Source organism: Nonomuraea sp. NPDC050547, assembly GCF_044457345.1.
GTDB lineage: Bacteria > Actinomycetota > Actinomycetes > Streptosporangiales > Streptosporangiaceae > Nonomuraea.
The window spans coordinates 20,168-36,113 of record NZ_JBITGW010000036.1 but is presented as its reverse complement, the minus strand read 5'-3'; the positions used below and the strand labels follow the sequence as shown (position 1 = coordinate 36,113).

The 15,946-nt window shown below is 71.0% G+C and carries 13 protein-coding genes; 9 read left to right on the top strand and 4 right to left on the bottom strand.

Annotated features, from left to right (window positions below):
• Window positions 1-91: 91 nt before the first annotated feature.
• Window positions 92-1,867 carry a discoidin domain-containing protein gene (locus ACIBHY_RS52870; protein ID WP_397310834.1) on the bottom strand — a complete coding sequence of 592 codons (1,776 nt, stop codon included), beginning with the start codon at window positions 1,865-1,867 and terminating at the stop codon, window positions 92-94.
• 203 nt (window positions 1,868-2,070) lie between these two features.
• Entirely contained in the window at window positions 2,071-2,580 is a 510-nt protein-coding gene (locus ACIBHY_RS52865) for a MarR family winged helix-turn-helix transcriptional regulator (RefSeq protein ID WP_397257159.1), read from the bottom strand.
• A gap of 108 nt (window positions 2,581-2,688) precedes the next feature.
• On the opposite strand from ACIBHY_RS52865, the gene ACIBHY_RS52860 reads away from it, so the two are divergent.
• Complete coding sequence (locus ACIBHY_RS52860; RefSeq protein WP_397310833.1) at window positions 2,689-3,477, top strand: alpha/beta fold hydrolase; 789 nt, start codon at window positions 2,689-2,691, stop codon at window positions 3,475-3,477.
• Between the two features lie 2 nt (window positions 3,478-3,479).
• Complete coding sequence (locus ACIBHY_RS52855) at window positions 3,480-3,971, top strand: cupin domain-containing protein (RefSeq protein WP_397257163.1); 492 nt, start codon at window positions 3,480-3,482, stop codon at window positions 3,969-3,971.
• On the opposite strand, the gene ACIBHY_RS52850 is transcribed toward ACIBHY_RS52855, so the two are convergent.
• Window positions 3,959-4,741 carry an alpha/beta fold hydrolase gene (locus tag ACIBHY_RS52850; RefSeq protein ID WP_397257165.1) on the bottom strand — a complete coding sequence of 261 codons (783 nt, stop codon included), beginning with the start codon at window positions 4,739-4,741 and terminating at the stop codon, window positions 3,959-3,961. The genes ACIBHY_RS52855 and ACIBHY_RS52850 overlap by 13 nt on opposite strands.
• A 75-nt stretch (window positions 4,742-4,816) precedes the next feature.
• Here ACIBHY_RS52850 and ACIBHY_RS52845 point away from each other — a divergent pair, with 75 nt between their 5' ends.
• Together ACIBHY_RS52845 and ACIBHY_RS52840 are read left to right on the top strand one after the other, a co-directional pair.
• A complete protein-coding gene (locus tag ACIBHY_RS52845) occupies window positions 4,817-5,701 on the top strand; it encodes a helix-turn-helix domain-containing protein (protein ID WP_397310832.1) in 885 nt (294 codons plus the stop codon).
• Window positions 5,702-5,735: 34 nt separating this feature from the next.
• On the top strand, window positions 5,736-6,977 hold the full coding sequence (locus ACIBHY_RS52840; protein ID WP_397310831.1) for an RICIN domain-containing protein: 1,242 nt from the start codon (window positions 5,736-5,738) through the stop codon (window positions 6,975-6,977).
• 3 nt (window positions 6,978-6,980) lie between these two features.
• On the opposite strand, the gene ACIBHY_RS52835 is transcribed toward ACIBHY_RS52840, so the two are convergent.
• Window positions 6,981-8,624, bottom strand: coding sequence for an alcohol dehydrogenase catalytic domain-containing protein (locus tag ACIBHY_RS52835; RefSeq protein WP_397310830.1), 1,644 nt, complete (start codon window positions 8,622-8,624; stop codon window positions 6,981-6,983).
• A gap of 89 nt (window positions 8,625-8,713) precedes the next feature.
• On the opposite strand from ACIBHY_RS52835, the gene ACIBHY_RS52830 reads away from it, so the two are divergent.
• The 5 genes from ACIBHY_RS52830 (at window position 8,714) to ACIBHY_RS52810 (ending at window position 15,945) form a co-directional block, all read left to right on the top strand.
• On the top strand, window positions 8,714-9,649 hold the full coding sequence (locus tag ACIBHY_RS52830; RefSeq protein ID WP_397257172.1) for an AraC family transcriptional regulator: 936 nt from the start codon (window positions 8,714-8,716) through the stop codon (window positions 9,647-9,649).
• Window positions 9,650-9,793: 144 nt separating this feature from the next.
• Window positions 9,794-12,079, top strand: a complete 2,286-nt coding sequence (locus ACIBHY_RS52825) for a DPP IV N-terminal domain-containing protein (RefSeq protein ID WP_397310829.1) — start codon at window positions 9,794-9,796, stop codon at window positions 12,077-12,079.
• An 81-nt stretch (window positions 12,080-12,160) separates the two neighbouring features.
• Complete coding sequence (locus tag ACIBHY_RS52820; protein ID WP_397310828.1) at window positions 12,161-13,696, top strand: gamma-glutamyltransferase; 1,536 nt, start codon at window positions 12,161-12,163, stop codon at window positions 13,694-13,696.
• A gap of 169 nt (window positions 13,697-13,865) precedes the next feature.
• Window positions 13,866-15,062 (top strand): cytochrome P450, encoded by a 1,197-nt coding sequence (locus ACIBHY_RS52815; protein ID WP_397310827.1) that lies wholly within the window; start codon window positions 13,866-13,868, stop codon window positions 15,060-15,062.
• 97 nt (window positions 15,063-15,159) lie between these two features.
• Complete coding sequence (locus ACIBHY_RS52810; RefSeq protein WP_397257179.1) at window positions 15,160-15,945, top strand: DUF4097 family beta strand repeat-containing protein; 786 nt, start codon at window positions 15,160-15,162, stop codon at window positions 15,943-15,945.
• The last annotated feature ends 1 nt before the right edge of the window (window position 15,946 follow it).

The following is a 15,946-nucleotide window of genomic DNA, read 5'->3' as shown; positions in this document are numbered from 1 at the left end:
GGGCCGGCCGACGGCAGTCCATCGGGCTCAAGGGAGGCACGTGGTCCCCGCCGCCGCTCCGGACCAGGGCGGCGGGTCCGGCTTCAGGGTGTCAGGCGTTCTCGTAGGGGATGATCTCGGCCAGGGCGGAGGCGCCGCCGAGGCTGTAGTCGCTGCGCAGCCTGATGTAGCGGGCCGTGACGCCGTCGAGCATGACGTCGTTGGGCGCGGTCATGCGGGGCCACGTGACCCGCTTGACGTCCCTGAACGTGACGCCGTCGTCGCTGACCTGCACCATGCCCTCAAGGATGGTGCCGTTCATGTTGACCCGGAGCTTGGGCTGGAAGCGTACGGCGGACAGGTTCCTGACGCGGCCGAGGTCGACGGTGATGGTGTGCGGCTGCGGCGGCACCACGGGGTAGTCGGAGTGGAAGTCGGTGGTCAGGTTGCCGTCGACGGCCCTCGCCGGATCGCCGATCCCGGGCTTGAAGGTGCTGGCGGTGGCGGTGAGCTCGGCGGGCGGGACGCGGCGGCCGGCGGGTGCGGCGGGCCAGATGTCGCGTCCCTTGCCGGGCTGTTCGGTGACGGGCGCCCGGTCGGGGCCCCTTCCCTTGCCGCGGATCAGGACGTCGGTGATGACGGAGCCGTGGTCGGAGTAGAACGGGTACGGCCGGTTGAGCGGCGACTGCTGATGGCGGGGCAGGCGCTCGACGTCGGCGCGGGAGCCCAGGACGCGGACGTCCTTGCCGCGGGCGAAGACGTAGTCGATGCGGCCGGGAATGGCGCCCATGCCGTGGAACGGGCTCCACGTGCGGCCGGGGTGGCGTCCCGCGTCGGGGTTGGCGTAGCGGAAGGTGTCGAGGAACCCGGCGTCGCTGTACTGCTTGCTGTACGGCCAGGGCAGCACCACTCCGCCGTGCCCGGGAGCGTTGGCGAACTGCTCGGACCAGTCCAGGTGCGACTGCGCGTTGAGGTCGCCGCCCATGAGGACGGGGGCGTCGTCGTCGCCGATGAAGGACGGGATGGCCTTCTCGAGGATGGCCTTGCCCATCGCGACCCGGCGGAAGTGGTCGCCCTCCAGGATCTGCTCGGTGGTCTTGGTGCGGGGCAGGCCGTGGGTGTTCTGCACGGCCGCGTCATGGGTGTCGCCGTACGCCCAGCCGTCGTGCCAGGTCCACAGGCTGAACGCGTGGACGTGTTTGCCGTTGGGCAGGCCGAGGCGGGCGCCGCCGAGGTTGAAGGAGGAGATGTCGGCGTCGGCGTAGCGGGGGTAGACCTTCTCGATCTTGAGCTTGGTGTAGAGCCACAGGTTGTCGCCGTTGACGCTGTAGTCCTGGGGCTGGGTGAGCTGCACGCCGGAGTACCGGTCGTTCGACGGCCGCCCGGCGTTCAGCCCGTCGAGGATCTTCTGGCCGGACCCGTACCCCTCGACCACGAAGAAGACGTCGGGGTTGACCTCGTTCATGTAGTCGATCATTTGGGTCAGGTTCTCGCCGGTGGTCTCCTTGCGGTCGAACGTCCCGCCGACGAAGAGGTTCCACGCCATCAGCCGGAGCGGCGTGCCCACGTGGTTCTCGGGCAGGGAGGTGACGGCGACGTCGACCGTGACGTCCTGCTCGGGCAGGGTGAAGGGGCGGCTGCGTACCCGCCCGTCACGGCTGTAGAGGGTGTCTCGTGCCCATACCTGCTCGCCGCTTCTGACGGTGGTGACGAACTCCTGGACGCGGTGCGGCCGGGACTTGGCGGTGGCGACCACGGTGCAGGTGCGGCCGTCGCAGTCGAGGCGGTAGCTGGGCTTGGATCCCCGGTCGGCGGTGGCGGGGGTGGTGGCGGCGAGCAGTCCGGCCAGGGCCACGGCCACGGCCAGGGGAGGGGTTAAGACGCGCATGGGCATTCCTTCACGGCGAGATGTCGAGGGGACGTCTGAAGGGCCGCCGGTGCTGCCCACCCATGGTTGCTGCTCACTATTGATGGACTCCAGAGGATATTGCTCCGAAAACGGCGCCTCATGCCGGGATCATCCCGTCATCTGACGCGTTGTCGCAAGCCCCGGTGAAGAGTATCTATGGAGTCCACAATAAAGACGTGCGGTTACGGGGTGGCGGTGGACGGGGTGTCGCCGTAGGACTCCAGCAGACCGGACATGATCGCGGCGAACTGGTCGCGGTGCTCCTCGTCCAGGGACTGGAGCAGGCGGGCCTGGTTGGCGATGTGCTCGGGGAGTACCCGGTCGATGACCTCCAGGCCCTGCGGGGTGAGGCGGATCTTGACCGAGCGGCGGTCGGCGGTGTCGCGTACCCGGGTGACCAGGCCCTTGTCCTGCATCTTGTCCACGCGCAGGGTGATCGCTCCGGTAGTGACCAGGGAGACCTTGAGGAAGGTCCCCGCGGTCAGCTCGTACGGCTCGCCCGAGCGCCGCAGCGTCGACAGGACGTCGAACTCGCCGGGTTCGAGCCCGTGCCTGGCCAGCACCTCCTTGATCGACATGTCCCACATGCGCGACAGCCGCATGAGCCGGCCGACGATGCCGACCGGCCAGATGTCGATGTCGGGACGTTCCCGGCGCCATTGCTCCAGCACCGCGTCCACCGCGTCGGCCATGACGACTCCTCCACATAGGCGAGCGCTCATCTACTTGACACTCACATAACCGCTCATTATCTTAGCGCTCATCTTATCAGCTATCGCCTTTCTTAGGGGTTGAGTCGCATGCCTTTCACCTCCCTCCGGGGTTCCAAGGTCCACTACGAGGTGGACGGCGCCGGGCCGGGCCTGGCCCTGGTGCACGGCACCGGCGGTGACGCCGACAAGGTCTTCGGCAACGTCGTGCCGTACTTCGCCGACACCCACACGGTGATCCGTCCCAACTTCAGCGGCAGCGGGCAGACCGAGGACGACGGCTCGGAGCTGACCGTCGAACTGATCGCCGGCCAGGTCGCCGCGTCCATCGAGGCGGCCGCGGACGGCCCGGTGGACCTGCTCGGCTTCTCGCTGGGCGCGGTCGCCGCCGCGGCCGTCGCCGCGACCAGGCCCGAGCTGGTACGCAGTCTGGTGCTGGCCGGCGGATGGGCGCATTCGACCGGACCCCGGGACGCCTTCTACTTCGAAACCTGGCGCAGGCTGCTGGAGACCGACCGTGACCTGTTCAAGAGGTTCTCCGCCCTGACCGGGTTCAGCGCGGCGGCGCTGGACACCTTCGGCCACGACGGGCTCGCCGCCTCCCAGGCCGACGCGTGGCCGCCCGCCGGGATGGGCCGCCAGATCGAGCTCGGGGCGCGCGTGGACATCCGGGACCTGCTGCCCGCCATCACCGCTCCCACCCTGGTCATCGGGTTCGGCGACGACGCCATGATCCCGATGGAGGGCTCGCGGCACCTGCACCGGGCCATCGCCGGCAGCCGTCTGGCCGAGGTGCGGGGGCAGGGCCACATGGACTGGTTCGCCGACCCCACCGGACTGGTCGAGCTCACCGGCGGCTTCCTCACCGGGGAGAAGTAGCCATGTCCTACCCCGACCCCCGCTACTTCGGCGACCAGGGCGAGGTCAACGCCCTGTTCCGGCCGTCCGGCGCCGCGCCCGACTTCGTCTCGGGGCCGGGCACCGGCGGCGAGACCCGCTACCACTACCTGTCCACCACCGCCTCCACCGGAGGGGAGTACGGCCTGTACCGGGTGGACATGGGGCCGCAGTTCGGCGGGCCCGGCACCCACTTCCACAAGGCGATGTCGGAGTCGTTCTTCATCCTGTCGGGCACCATGCGGCTGTTCGACGGCGAACGCTGGATCGACGCCGTCTCCGGCGACTACCTCTACGTCCCGGTCGGCGGGCTACACGCCTTCCGCAACGCGTCGGGGGAACCCGCGTCCATGCTGATGCTGTTCGCCCCGGGCGCGCCCCGCGAGGAGTACTTCGAAGGGATCACCCAGCTCGGCGACCTCACCGACGCCGAACGCGCCGAGTTCCTCATCCACCACGACAGCTATTTCCTCTGACCGGCGGTGAAGGCCAGCAGGGCGGTGGCGGTCCGCTCCGGGTCCTCCAGGAGGGGCGAGTGCCCGAGGCCGGGCAGCATCTCGACCTTCGCGCCCGGGACGACCCGGTAGTCGGCCGCGGACGCCGACCGCCACCTGCGGTCATCCTCGCCGAAGATCACCAGGAGCGGCTTGCCGAGGGGCGCCAGCCGTTCCGGGAGCGCCCGCTCGTGCAGGTACTCGGTCGTCGCCCGCATCGTCGCGACGAGCGAGTGGTACGTCATGGCGCGTACCTCGTCCAGGAGTTCCCGGGGGACCTCGTAACCCGGGCGGCTGAAGCCGGTGCTCGCGAACCGGCGGATCTGCTCGTCGGCCGGCGGCCACGGCTCCGGGCTGATGGCGGCTGACTCCGAGGCGATGAAGGCGCCCAGGCTGGGGCCGGTGTTGATGAGCGCGAGCGCGTTCACCAGGCCGGGACGCTCTTCGGCCAGTGCGGTGGCGACCACGCCGCCGCTGGAGTGACCGGCCACGACGGCGTGGCCGACGCCGAGCCGGTCCAGGGCCGCACCGACCCGGTGAGCCTGGTCGGCGGTCGCGTAGCTGACGTCGTCCGGTTTGGCCGATCGGCCGTGGCCGAGCAGGTCGATCCGGATCACGTGGTGGGATCCGGTCAGCAAAGGAACCAGCCAGTCCCACGAGCGGGACGAGGACGCGGACCCGTGGATGAGCAGAAGCGCGGGGGCGTCGCGTGGGCCGTCCTGGCGGACGTGCAGGGTTTCGGATGCCGTCATGAGGTCACTGTCCACGCCGGTACGCGGCGGTGTCTTGGACGAATGTTCCCTCAACGGGGCTCGTAGCATGGGGCCGTGCGGACGTTCGTACACGGTGCGGCCCGGTGGGAGGTCGCGGTCCCGCGGCGGCCCGGCCGGGTGGCAGGTGTCAGCATGGCCGGATTCCGGGTCGGTGACCTGGACGCGCTCCGGATGGTCCCGCACCCGGCCGTGACGCTGCTGCTGGAGTTCGGGAGCGGTTCGCCGGTCCTCGACCACGCCGCCGGGCGGCAGGGGGGAAGCGTCGTCGCCGGGCCCGGGTTCGGGACCGGAGGCACGGTCTGGGCGCGGGGCGAGAACGTCGAATGTGTGCAGGTACGGCTGTCTCCGCTGGTCGCCCGCGCGGTCCTGGGCGTCTCCCCGGCTGAGCTGGACGGCGCCGCCGTGGCCCTGGACGACCTGTGGGGGCGGGAGTCCTCGCGGCTGCTTGAGCGACTGGGCGACGTCTCCTCCTGGGAGGACCGCTTCGCCCTGACGGAGATGCTGCTCGCCCGCAGGTATGAGGCGGGGGCCCGCGTCGATCCGGAGGTGGCTCGGGCCTGGGAGCTGATCGTCGGCGGGCGGGGCCTGGCGCGGATCGACGGCCTCGCGGCCGAGGTCGGGTGGAGCCGTAAGCGGTTGTGGTCGCGGTTCCGGGACCAGATCGGGCTGCCGCCCAAGCGCGCCGCCAGACTGGTCCGCTTCGACCACGCCGCCCACCGGCTGGTCGCGGGTGAAGGCGCGGCCGGGGTCGCGGCGGAGATGGGTTACGCCGACCAGTCCCATCTGCATCGGGAGGTCATGGGGTTCACCGGGGTGACCCCGGCGACCGTGGCCGGTGAGGCGTTCCTGGCGGTCGACGACCTCGCCTGGCCCACGGAGTTCACCGCAAGAGAGCGCTCTCTTGACAGTGGGCTTGTCGTGCCGGACAGTCTCGGGTAAATCCATTTCTGTGAATCCGGGTTAGGAACTCCGAATGGATCACACCCCCCGTTCGCGAATGTCGCTCGCCCTCGTCGCCGCCCTCACCCTCGTCCTCGCGGCACTGGCCCCCACGGCAGCGGGCGCCACCGTGACCGCCGCTCCCGCCCCCGGCCCGCTGGTCTGGTCCGACGAGTTCAACGGATCCGCCGGCAGCGCCGTGGACCCGTCGAAGTGGCGCTTCGACGTCGGCGGCAGCGGCTGGGGCAACAACGAGCAGCAGTACTACACGAACAGCACCCGCAACGCCGCCATGGACGGCGGCGGCAACCTCGTGATCACCGCCCGCCGGGAGAACCCCGCCAACCATCAGTGCCACTACGGGACGTGCCAGTACACCTCGGCCCGATTACTGACCGCCGCCACCTTCACCCGGGCCTACGGCCGGTTCGAAGCGCGCCTGAAAGTGCCCCGCGGCCAGGGCATCTGGCCGGCGTTCTGGATGCTCGGCGACGACATCGGGTCGGTCGGCTGGCCCGGCAGCGGCGAGATCGACATCATGGAGAACATCGGCCGCGAACCCAGCACCGTTCACGGCACCATCCACGGCCCCGGCTACTCCGGCGGCGCGGGGATCGGCGCCGCGTACTCGATCAGCGGCGCGTACGCCGACGCCTTCCACACCTTCGCCGTCGACTGGTCGCCCAACCTCATCATCTGGTACGTCGACGGCAACGAGTACCAGAGGCGCACGCCCGCCGATCTCGGCGGCAACCGATGGGTCTTCGACCACCCCTTCTTCATGATCATGAACGTGGCCGTCGGCGGGCACTGGCCCGGCTACCCCGACGCCACCACCACGTTCCCGCAGACGATGACCGTCGACTACGTCCGCGTCCACGCCCCGCCCGCGAGCGGCGGCGGCCAGGTCACCGGCGTCGGCGGCAAGTGCGTCGACGTGGCGGGCGCCAACCCGGCCAACGGCACGGCCGTGCAGCTCTGGGACTGCAACGGCTCCGCCGCGCAGAACTGGACGTGGAACGGCGATGGCTCCGTGCGGGCGCTCGGCAAGTGCATGGACGTCACCGCCGCCGGCACCGCCAACGGCACGCGGGTCCAGCTCTACGACTGCAACGGCACCGGCGCCCAGCGATGGACCTTCAACTCCGGCACCGGCCAGATCGTCAACCCTCAGGCGAACAAGTGTCTCGACGCGACCGGAGCGAGTTCCGCCAACGGCACCCGCCTGCAGATCTGGGACTGCTCGGGCGGCGCCCATCAACGCTGGACACGTTGACACTTAATGAGAACGCGCTCTCTCGGAGCCGCCTATATTCACCGTGACCTTTCCCCGGATATTCCCGCGCTCGGCCGCACGGTGCAGGTCCGCCAGCGCCGCCAGCGGCCGGGCGTCCACCTCGACGTCCACCACGCCCTTGTCGATCAGCGCCACCAGCTCGGCCAGCTGACCCGGATCGTTGCGGGCCACGAAGTGAACCGCGCGTGGATGCTCGATCGGCCGGGTGATCGACACGAACGCCCCGGCGAGCCGCGTCACCGAGGCGGGCACCTCGCCGGCCAGATTGATCAGCACGTCGTTGCCCGGCGGCAGGGGAGCCGCGGTGTAGTCGACGACCTCGTCGGCGCCCAGCGCGAGCACCGCGGCGGCACTGCGCGGGCTCGCGGTGGCCACCACGTAGGCCCCCGCGTGCTTGGCCAGCTGCACGGCGAACAGCCCGACCCCGCCCCCGGCCCCGTTGATCAGCACCCGGCTGCCGGGCCCGACACGGGCATGCTCGAAGACCGCCTGCCACGCCGTGAGCCCGGCCACCGGAACGGCCGCCGCGTCCGCCAGCGGGATCCGCTCGGGCGCCCTGACCAGCATGTCCGCCCGGGCGACCGCGTACTCGGCCGCCGCCCCGCCGATCAGCCCGATCACCCGGTCGCCGGGGGAGAGGCCGCCCGCGCCGGTGACGACGGTGCCCGCGACATCCCAGCCGAGCGTGTGCGGCAGCGTGATGCCGAGCGTGTCCTTCAGCAGCCCCGTCCGCAGCCCGATCTCCGACGGGTTGAAGGACGTCGCGGCCACCCGGACGAGCACCTCACCGGGACCCGGCCGCGGCACCGGCACCTCGTCCAGCGAGATCACCGAGGCGTCGCCGTACTCGTGGACGCGGGCGGCGCGCATGGGGGCGAGAAAGTCCGCGGCGTGCTCGCTCGCCCAGGTCTCGAACGTGCTCGCGGGCACGCCCGTGACCTCCTCCACGGTCCTGGTGGGCGCCGGTCCTGGCGCGGCGAGCGCGCGCAGCATCCCGTCCACCGCCGGCGCGGGCCACCCCAGCCCGAGCAGCCGCTCCCGCGCCTCCTCCGGCGGCTCCTCCTCCCAGCGCACCGGCCGTCCGATCGCGGCGCCGATCGCCGTCGCCTGTTCGCGCTGGGTCAGCGCCCGGGGTCCGGTCAGCGTGTAGACCGCGCCGTGGTGGCCCCCGCCGAGCAGCGCCCGTACCGCGACGGCCGCGACGTCCCGCTCGTGCAGGGGAGAAAAGCCCGCGTTCCCGTACGGCTGCCGCACGACGCCCGCACGAACCTGCCCGGCCCACCGCAAGGTGTTGGCCGCGAACGCGTGCGGACGCAGGACCGTCCACTCCCGCGCGGTCCCGGCGACCAGACGCTCGATCTCCACCTCGTACGGCCGGGCGGCGGCCGAGGACAGATACACCACCCGCCGGGCCCCGACCAGTTCCAGCACCTCACGAGCACCCTCGGCCGACGCGAACGGCCACAGCAGGAACATCGCGTCCACACCGTCGAGCGCCGCCGCCAGCGCGGCCGGGTCGGTCAGTTCCCTCGTCACCGTGCGCACGTCGGCGCCCGCGTCCTGAAGCAGGCTCACCAGCGGCCGGCCGATCGTGCCGGTGGCCCCGCTGACCAGAATTCTTGTCATGCCGTCCACGCTAGGGCGCGCTGGAGAGTCACCCAATGCCCTCCCGTCTGCGAGAGATACGCGATCGTCTACCGAGTTAGACTGATGTCATGGACGTCCTGAGCGACGTGATCGCCTCCATGCGCATCGGTGTGCCGCGCTCGGCGCGGGTCGCTTGGCCGGCGCCCTGGGGGCAGCGGTTCCCGTCGGCGCCCGGCTCGGCGGGTTTCCAGGTGGTCCTGAAGGGCTCATGCTGGGCGATCCCGCCGGAGGGCGAACCGATCCCGGTCGGGACCGGCGACGTGCTGTTCTTTCCCCACGGCCACGGCTACACGCTGGCCGACTCGCCCGCCACGCCCGTCGCCGAGCCCGACTGCGACCCCTACGCCGACGCCGAACTGTTCGCCTCGGCCACCATGGAAGGCGCCGGGCTCACCACGGTGACGCTCTGCGGCGGCTACCGGCTCGACCCCGGCCGGGCGCATCCGCTGCTCAGGGATCTGCCCGAGATGATCCACCTGCCCGCCAGGCTGGGCCACAACACCGACCTGCGCGCCGCCGTCGAACTGCTCGGCAAGGAGATGGACGCCCCGCGGCCGGGCGCCGACCTGGTGGTGTCGGCGCTGCTGGACACCCTGCTCCTGTACATCCTGCGAGCCTGGTTCGACTTCTCCACCGAGCACTGCGCGACCGGCTGGGCCGCGGCGCTGGCCGACCCCGCCATCAGCGCCGCACTGGACGGCATCCACCGCCGCCCCGCGGACCCGTGGACCGTCGAATCGCTCGGCCGCCGCGCGGGCCTGTCCCGCGCGGCGTTCTCCCGCCGGTTCGCCCAGCTCGTCGGGCAGCCGCCGCTGACCTACCTGACCTGGTGGCGGCTGGGCACGGCCGCCCGCATGCTGCGCGACAAGGACGCCGCGCTGAGCGAGATCGCCACCGCGGTCGGCTACAGCTCGGAGTACGCGTTCTCCAACGCCTTCAAGCGCCAGTACGGCATGGCCCCCGGCAAGTACCGCCGCCTGGGCTGCCCGTCGCCCGGCCGCTGACCACGACCGTCCGGGCTCTCGCGCACATGGATCTCGCGTGCGTACGACATTCGCGAATGGAACGGTGTGCGCATTGCGTACGTTGTGCCTATAGTGAACGTCGTACACATCGCACGGCCGGTCTGGCCGTCGAAAGGAGACTCCATGCGAATGAGCGACTCCCCTTACAAGACCGCCGAAAAGCTCCTGATGCACAACCGGAGCAAGATCGTCTTCGGTGACAGGGTCGTGCCGAACTGGCTCGGTGACGGGGCCCGCTTCTGGTACCGGTCGAGCACCGCCACCCGGCGGCAGTTCCTCGTCGTGGACCCGGAGGCGGGCACCCGGCGCCCCGCCTTCGACCACGAGCGGCTGGCCAAGGCCCTGGAGACGGCCTCCGGCCACGAGGTGAGCGCGGCCAAGCTGCCTTTCCTGGCCATCGCGCCGGTCGGCGACTCCGTCTATTTCGCAGCCTTCGACAAGACCTGGCAGGTGTCCCTGGACACCTACGAGGCGCAGGAGACGCCGGCCCCGCCGGCCGTCAACCCGATCGAGGCCGTCTCGCCCGACGGGCAGTACACCGTCTACCGCGACGGGCCCAACCTCGGGCTGCGCCGGATCGCCGACGACCAGACCCGGCCGCTGACCACCGACGGCGACGCCGGCCACGAGTACGGCGTGAGCCCCGACTACTTCCAGTACGACAACCTCATGGCGGCGATCGGGCTGCCGGAGAACCCGATCTGCGCCGCCTGGTCACCCGATGCCACCAAGGTGCTGAGCCACCGCACCGACCAGTCGGGCATCGGCCTGGCGCACCTGATCGACAACCGGCCGCGCGGCGGCGGCCGTCCCGGCCTGCAGCCGCAGCGGCTGGCCCTGCCCGGCGACACGCACATCCCGACCGCCGAGATGACCGTGGTCGACGTGATCGGCGGCCGGGTCGTGAAGGCGCAGGACGAGCCCGTGCTGATGACGATCATCTCGCCGATGGTGGTGCGCTGGGCCTTCTGGGCGGAGGACAGCTCGGCCGTCTACTACCTCAGCCAGTCCCGCGACGTGCGCACCCTGAAGCTCAAGCGCATGGACCCGGTCACCGGCGAGGTGACCACCCTGATCACCGAGACCGGCCCCACCCGCGTGGAGCCCACCCAGACGGCGCTCAACTTCTTCCCCATCATCAAGGTGATCAACGGCGGGGCGGAGGTGCTGTGGTACTCCCAGCGCGACGGCTGGGGCCACCTCTACCTGTACGACACCAGGACCGGCGAACTCCGCAACCAGGTGACCTCCGGCGGCTGGGCCGTCCAGGAGATCCTGCACGTCGACGAGGCGAGCCGTACCGTCTACTTCACCGCCAGCGGGCTGATCTCCGAGGACCCCTATCGCCGCTCGGTCTGCAAGGCCGGGCTGGACGGCGGCGGGTTCACCCGGATCACCGACGACGCCCTCCACCACGTGGTGAGCGTCTCGGCCGACGGCCGCTACTTCGTCGACAACGCCTCCACGACGAGCACGCCGCCGGTGATCACCGTACGCGGCTGGGACGGGGCCGTACGCGTCGAGCTGGAGCGGGCCGACATCTCCGCGTTGCGGGCCACCGGCTGGAGCGCCCCCGAGCGCTTCCGCGCCAAGGCCGCCGACGGCGTCACCGACGTCTTCGGCGTGCTCTACAAGCCGCACGACTTCGATCCGAACCAGTGCTATCCGGTCATCGACGTGGCGTACCCGGGCCCGCAGGTCCTGCGTGTGCTCCCGACGTTCGACCCGGGCCCGTTCGGGTACGAGGCCGAGGCCCTGGCCGCGCTCGGCTTCGTGGTGGTCGCCATGGAGGGCCGCGGCACTCCGGGCCGCGACAAGGCCTTCCACGACCACTCCTACCGGAACTACAAGAGCGCCGGCGGCATGGAAGACCACGTGTCCGCGATCACGGAGCTGGCGCGGAGCCGGCCATGGATGGACATCGACAAGGTGGGCATCACCGGCATCTCCGGCGGCGGCTACCAGACCGCGCGGGCGATGCTCGACCACCCCGCGTTCTACAAGGTCGGCGTCTCCCGCTCCGGCAATCACGACAGCCTGACCTACCAGCAGGGCTGGGCGGAGACCTACGACGGCCCGGTGGGCGAGGTGGACTACGCGCTGTCGTCCAACGCCGAATCCGCGGCCCGCCTGCAGGGCAAGCTGCTGCTCATCCAGGGCGGCGTGGACACCAAGGTCCTTCCGGAGCAGACGCTGCGCTTCGTGGACCGGCTCATCGCCCATGACAAGGACGTCGACCTGCTGATCATCCCCGGCGCCGAGCACCTCTACCTGGGCTACGAGCACTACATGTTCAGGAAGCTGTTCGACTACTTCGTCCGTCACCTGCTCGAGGTGGAGCCGCCGGCGTACCGGCTGGCTCCCTCGGTGCTCGACGAGGAGCGCATCGCGGAGATGTTCGTCGGATGACCCGGCCGTCCCGGGCGGCGGGGGACCGCCCGGGGCGTGCCGTCACAGCACGTGGAGCGTACGAGCCGAAGGAGAGACCTGATGAGTGGAGTACCAGCGCGTCCGGCGCGCCCCGACCCGGAGCACATGTCCGCCACCGGCGGCAAGGGCATGATCTCGACCTCCCACCCGGCGGCGTCGTCGGCGGGCGTGGCCGTGCTGCGCCGGGGCGGCAGCGCCGTTGACGCCTACCTGGCCGCCGCGGCGGTGCAGACGGTGGTCGAGCCGACCATGACCACGCTGGCCGGCGGCCTGTCGGTCACGGTCTACGACCCGGACACCCGGCAGAGCCTCGTGATCGCGGGCATGGCGGGCCTGCCGGCGGGCGAGAAGGGCGACCTGGACGCCGGGGCCCGGCTGTCGGGCCGTACGGTGGTGCCGCCCGGCTGGGTACGCGGCGCGCACGCCGCCTGGAGCAGGTTCGGCCGCCTGTCGTGGGCGGAGCTGTTCGCCGACGCGGTGGTGGCGGCGCGTGAAGGCTTCGTGGCCGACCCGTTGTTGTGGGGGTGGGCGTTCGCCTACCGCATGGCCGCCGGCCGCTATCAGGAGGGGTACGACACCTGGTTCCCCGGCGGTCACCTGTTCCGCGCCGGCGAGGTGCTGCGCCAGCCCGCGCTCGCGCGGACCATCGAGCAGCTCGCCGAACAGGGACCGGAGTACTTCCACGAAGGCGAGTTCGCCAAGAGGTACGTGGAGACGGCCCGGTTGCACGGCGGCCGGATCACGCTCGACGACATGGCCGCGGCCGGTGCGGTCGAGATGCCGCTCCCGCCGCTGCCCACCGCGGGCGGCTACGAGCTGCACACGGTGGGCGCGCTCTACCCGCTGCTGCTGAGCCTGTCTTCGCTGATCGAGACCGACGACCTGTACACCCGGATGCGCGTCTTCGAGGAAGTGTGGGCCTACGGCCTGGACGAGATCCCCGACCCCTTCACCGATCCGACGGTCCCGATCGAGGACACGCTGCGCGCGATCTCGCCGGAGGCGGCAGAACGGCTGGTGCCCAGGGTGGTGCACGGCAAGCCGCGGCCGTTCGACTCGATGAACGGCGGCACCAACGCCATTGTGGTCGTGGACGAGCGCGGCATGATCGCGCACGGCACGCACTCCTCCAGTTCCACGGCGTTCGGCGTCGGGCTGATGACGGACGGGGTGATCATGCCCCGGCCGATCACGTTGTTCGCCGACCCTTGGGTGAAGATCCCGGTCGGCTGGGGAACCTCGTTGCTGGCCATGCGTGACGGCAAGCCGGCGTACGTGGCCGGGTCGCCGGCGATCTCGGCGGTGCAGAACGTGTACCAGAACTCCGTGAACGTCCTGCAGCGGGGCATGACGGCGCTCGAATCGGTGAACCAGCCCCTGTTCGGCGCGTCGGTGTATCCGAGCAGGCGGCCGATGGTGGAGTCCTCCTTCGGCGACGTCGTCCTCGCGGAGGTGGAACGGCGCGGCGTCGGCATCACCCGCGTCTCCCCGTGGGAGCTGGAGATGGGCAGCTGCCAGGCCATCGCGTTCGGCGAGGACGGCACCCTGCACGGCGTCGCCGACCCCCGCAGGCTGGGCAGCGCCGCCGGGTACTAGCGGTTCCGGAGCGCGGGCACGCCGGCGTGCCCGCGTTCCTCCGGCGCGGTCATGACGACGCTGGGTGTCTTCGACACCGCGTTGCCGAACGTCGACGCCCGCTTACGCTGACATCGGCCCATCCACCTGTATCAGCAACTTGTCAGGTTGCCCGAGCAGGGTGCACCTCATGATCAACGACGCGTACACCCTGCCGGCGCTGCCGGCCAACCGCACCTCCGGCTGCCCCTTCGACCCGCCGCGAGAGCTGTCGCGGGCCCGCGAGCACGGCCCCATCAGCCGCCTGCCCTTTCCCGGCGGGCACGAGGGCTGGGTCGTCACCGGTCACCAACTCGCCCGTACCGTGCTAGGCGACCCCCGATTCAGCTCCCGCCAGGAACTCATGCGCTCCCCGATCGCCGACCTGGGCGACAGCCCGGTTCCCCCGGCGCCGCCCGGCATGTTCATCATGATGGACCCGCCGCGGCACAGCCGGTACCGCAAGCTGCTGGCGGGCAAGTTCACCGTCCGCCGGATGCGGCTGCTCACCGAACGCGTCGAGCGGGTCACCGCGGAACGGCTCGACGCGATGGCCGCCGCCGGTCCTCCCGCCGACCTGGTCAGCGCGTTCGCCCAGCCGATTCCGGCGATCATGATCTGTGAGCTGCTGGGGGTTCCCGCCAGCGACCGGCCCTTCTTCCAGGGGCATGTCGCGACCATGTTCGACGAGGACGCCCCGGACGAGGAGCGCTACGCGAGCCACACGGCGGTCCACGGGTATATCGCCACTCTCGTCTCCGCCAAGCGCGCGGCCCCGACCGACGACGTCCTCAGCGACCTGACCGGCACCGACCTGTCGGAGGCGGAGCTCATCGGCGCAGCGGGACTGCTGCTGGCCGCGGGCATGGACACGACCTCGAACATGCTCTCGCTGGGCACCTTCGCCCTGCTGAGCAACCCCGGTCAGGTGGCCGTGCTGCGCGAGGACCCCGACCGGTCCGTCGAGGAACTGCTGCGCTACCTCAGCGTCGTGCACGTCCGGCCACGGGTGGCCCTTGAGGACGTCGAGCTGGCCGGCCACACCGTCAAGGCCGGCGACCAGGTGATCCTGTCGCTCAGCACCGCCAACCGCGATCCGGGGCGCTTCGAGCACCCCGGCGCCCTCGACGCCGGGCGATCGGCCAGTGGCCACCTGGCCTTCGGCCACGGGGTGCACCAGTGCCTCGGCCAGCAACTCGCCCGCGTCGAACTGCGCACCGCCTTCCCGGCGCTGTTCGAACGGTTCCCGTCGCTGCGCCTGGCCGTACCGGCCGAGGAGATCGCCGTCCGCCCCGAGACCGGGGACGTCGTCGGTGTGAAGAGCCTGCCGGTCACCTGGGACGCCTGAGACTCCGTCCCGTGCACGTCGTATGCGAGTTGCGCACACCGATCCGAATGCGTACAGTGTTTACAGCGAGTGTACGACGTGCGCATAAGGACTGATCATGCCTGTCTTCGAAACCCCAGAACCGATCCTCGCCGTCATCGCCCTGGCGGCCGGCGACGTCCGGATCACCGCCACCGGGCGCGGCGACACCAGCGTCGAGGTACGGCCGAGCGACGCGGCCAATGACGAGGACGTCAGCGCCGCCGGATCGTGCGAGGTCGAGTTCCTCGCCGGCCGGCTCACGGTCAGGACACCGCGCCAGGACGCGTCCGCCAGACGCGCCGGATCGGTGGAAGTCACCGTCGGACTGCCGGAGGCCTCCGGCCTGGAGGCCGACGTGGCCGCCGGGGGAGTGCGCTGCGCCGGGCGGCTCGGCGAGACCCGTGTCACCGCCTCGCACGGCGAGATCGACCTCGACCGGACCGGCCGCCTGGAGGCCGGTTCCGGCTCCGGGGCGATCCGGGTCGCCGCCGTCGACGGCCAGGCCCTGATCAAGACGCTGAGCGGGAACGTGCACCTGGGCGAGATCTCCGGCGACCTGCGCGCCGGCACCGCGCATGGGGACATCGTCGTCGAACGGGCCCTGTCCGGCGTCCAGGCCAAGACCGCGCACGGCGACATCCGCATCGGCGAAGTGGTCCGCGGGCTCATCTCCGTCTCCACGGGCCTGGGCGAGGTCGAGGTCGGCGTCCGCCAGGGCACCGTGGCCCGCCTGAACCTCGGCTCCACCTATGGCCGGGTCCGCAACCTGCTCCAGCCCGGCGCAGCACCCGGACCCGCCGAGGACCACGTCGAGGTCAGCGCCTCGACCACCCACGGCGACGTCCTCATCCACCACTCCTGAC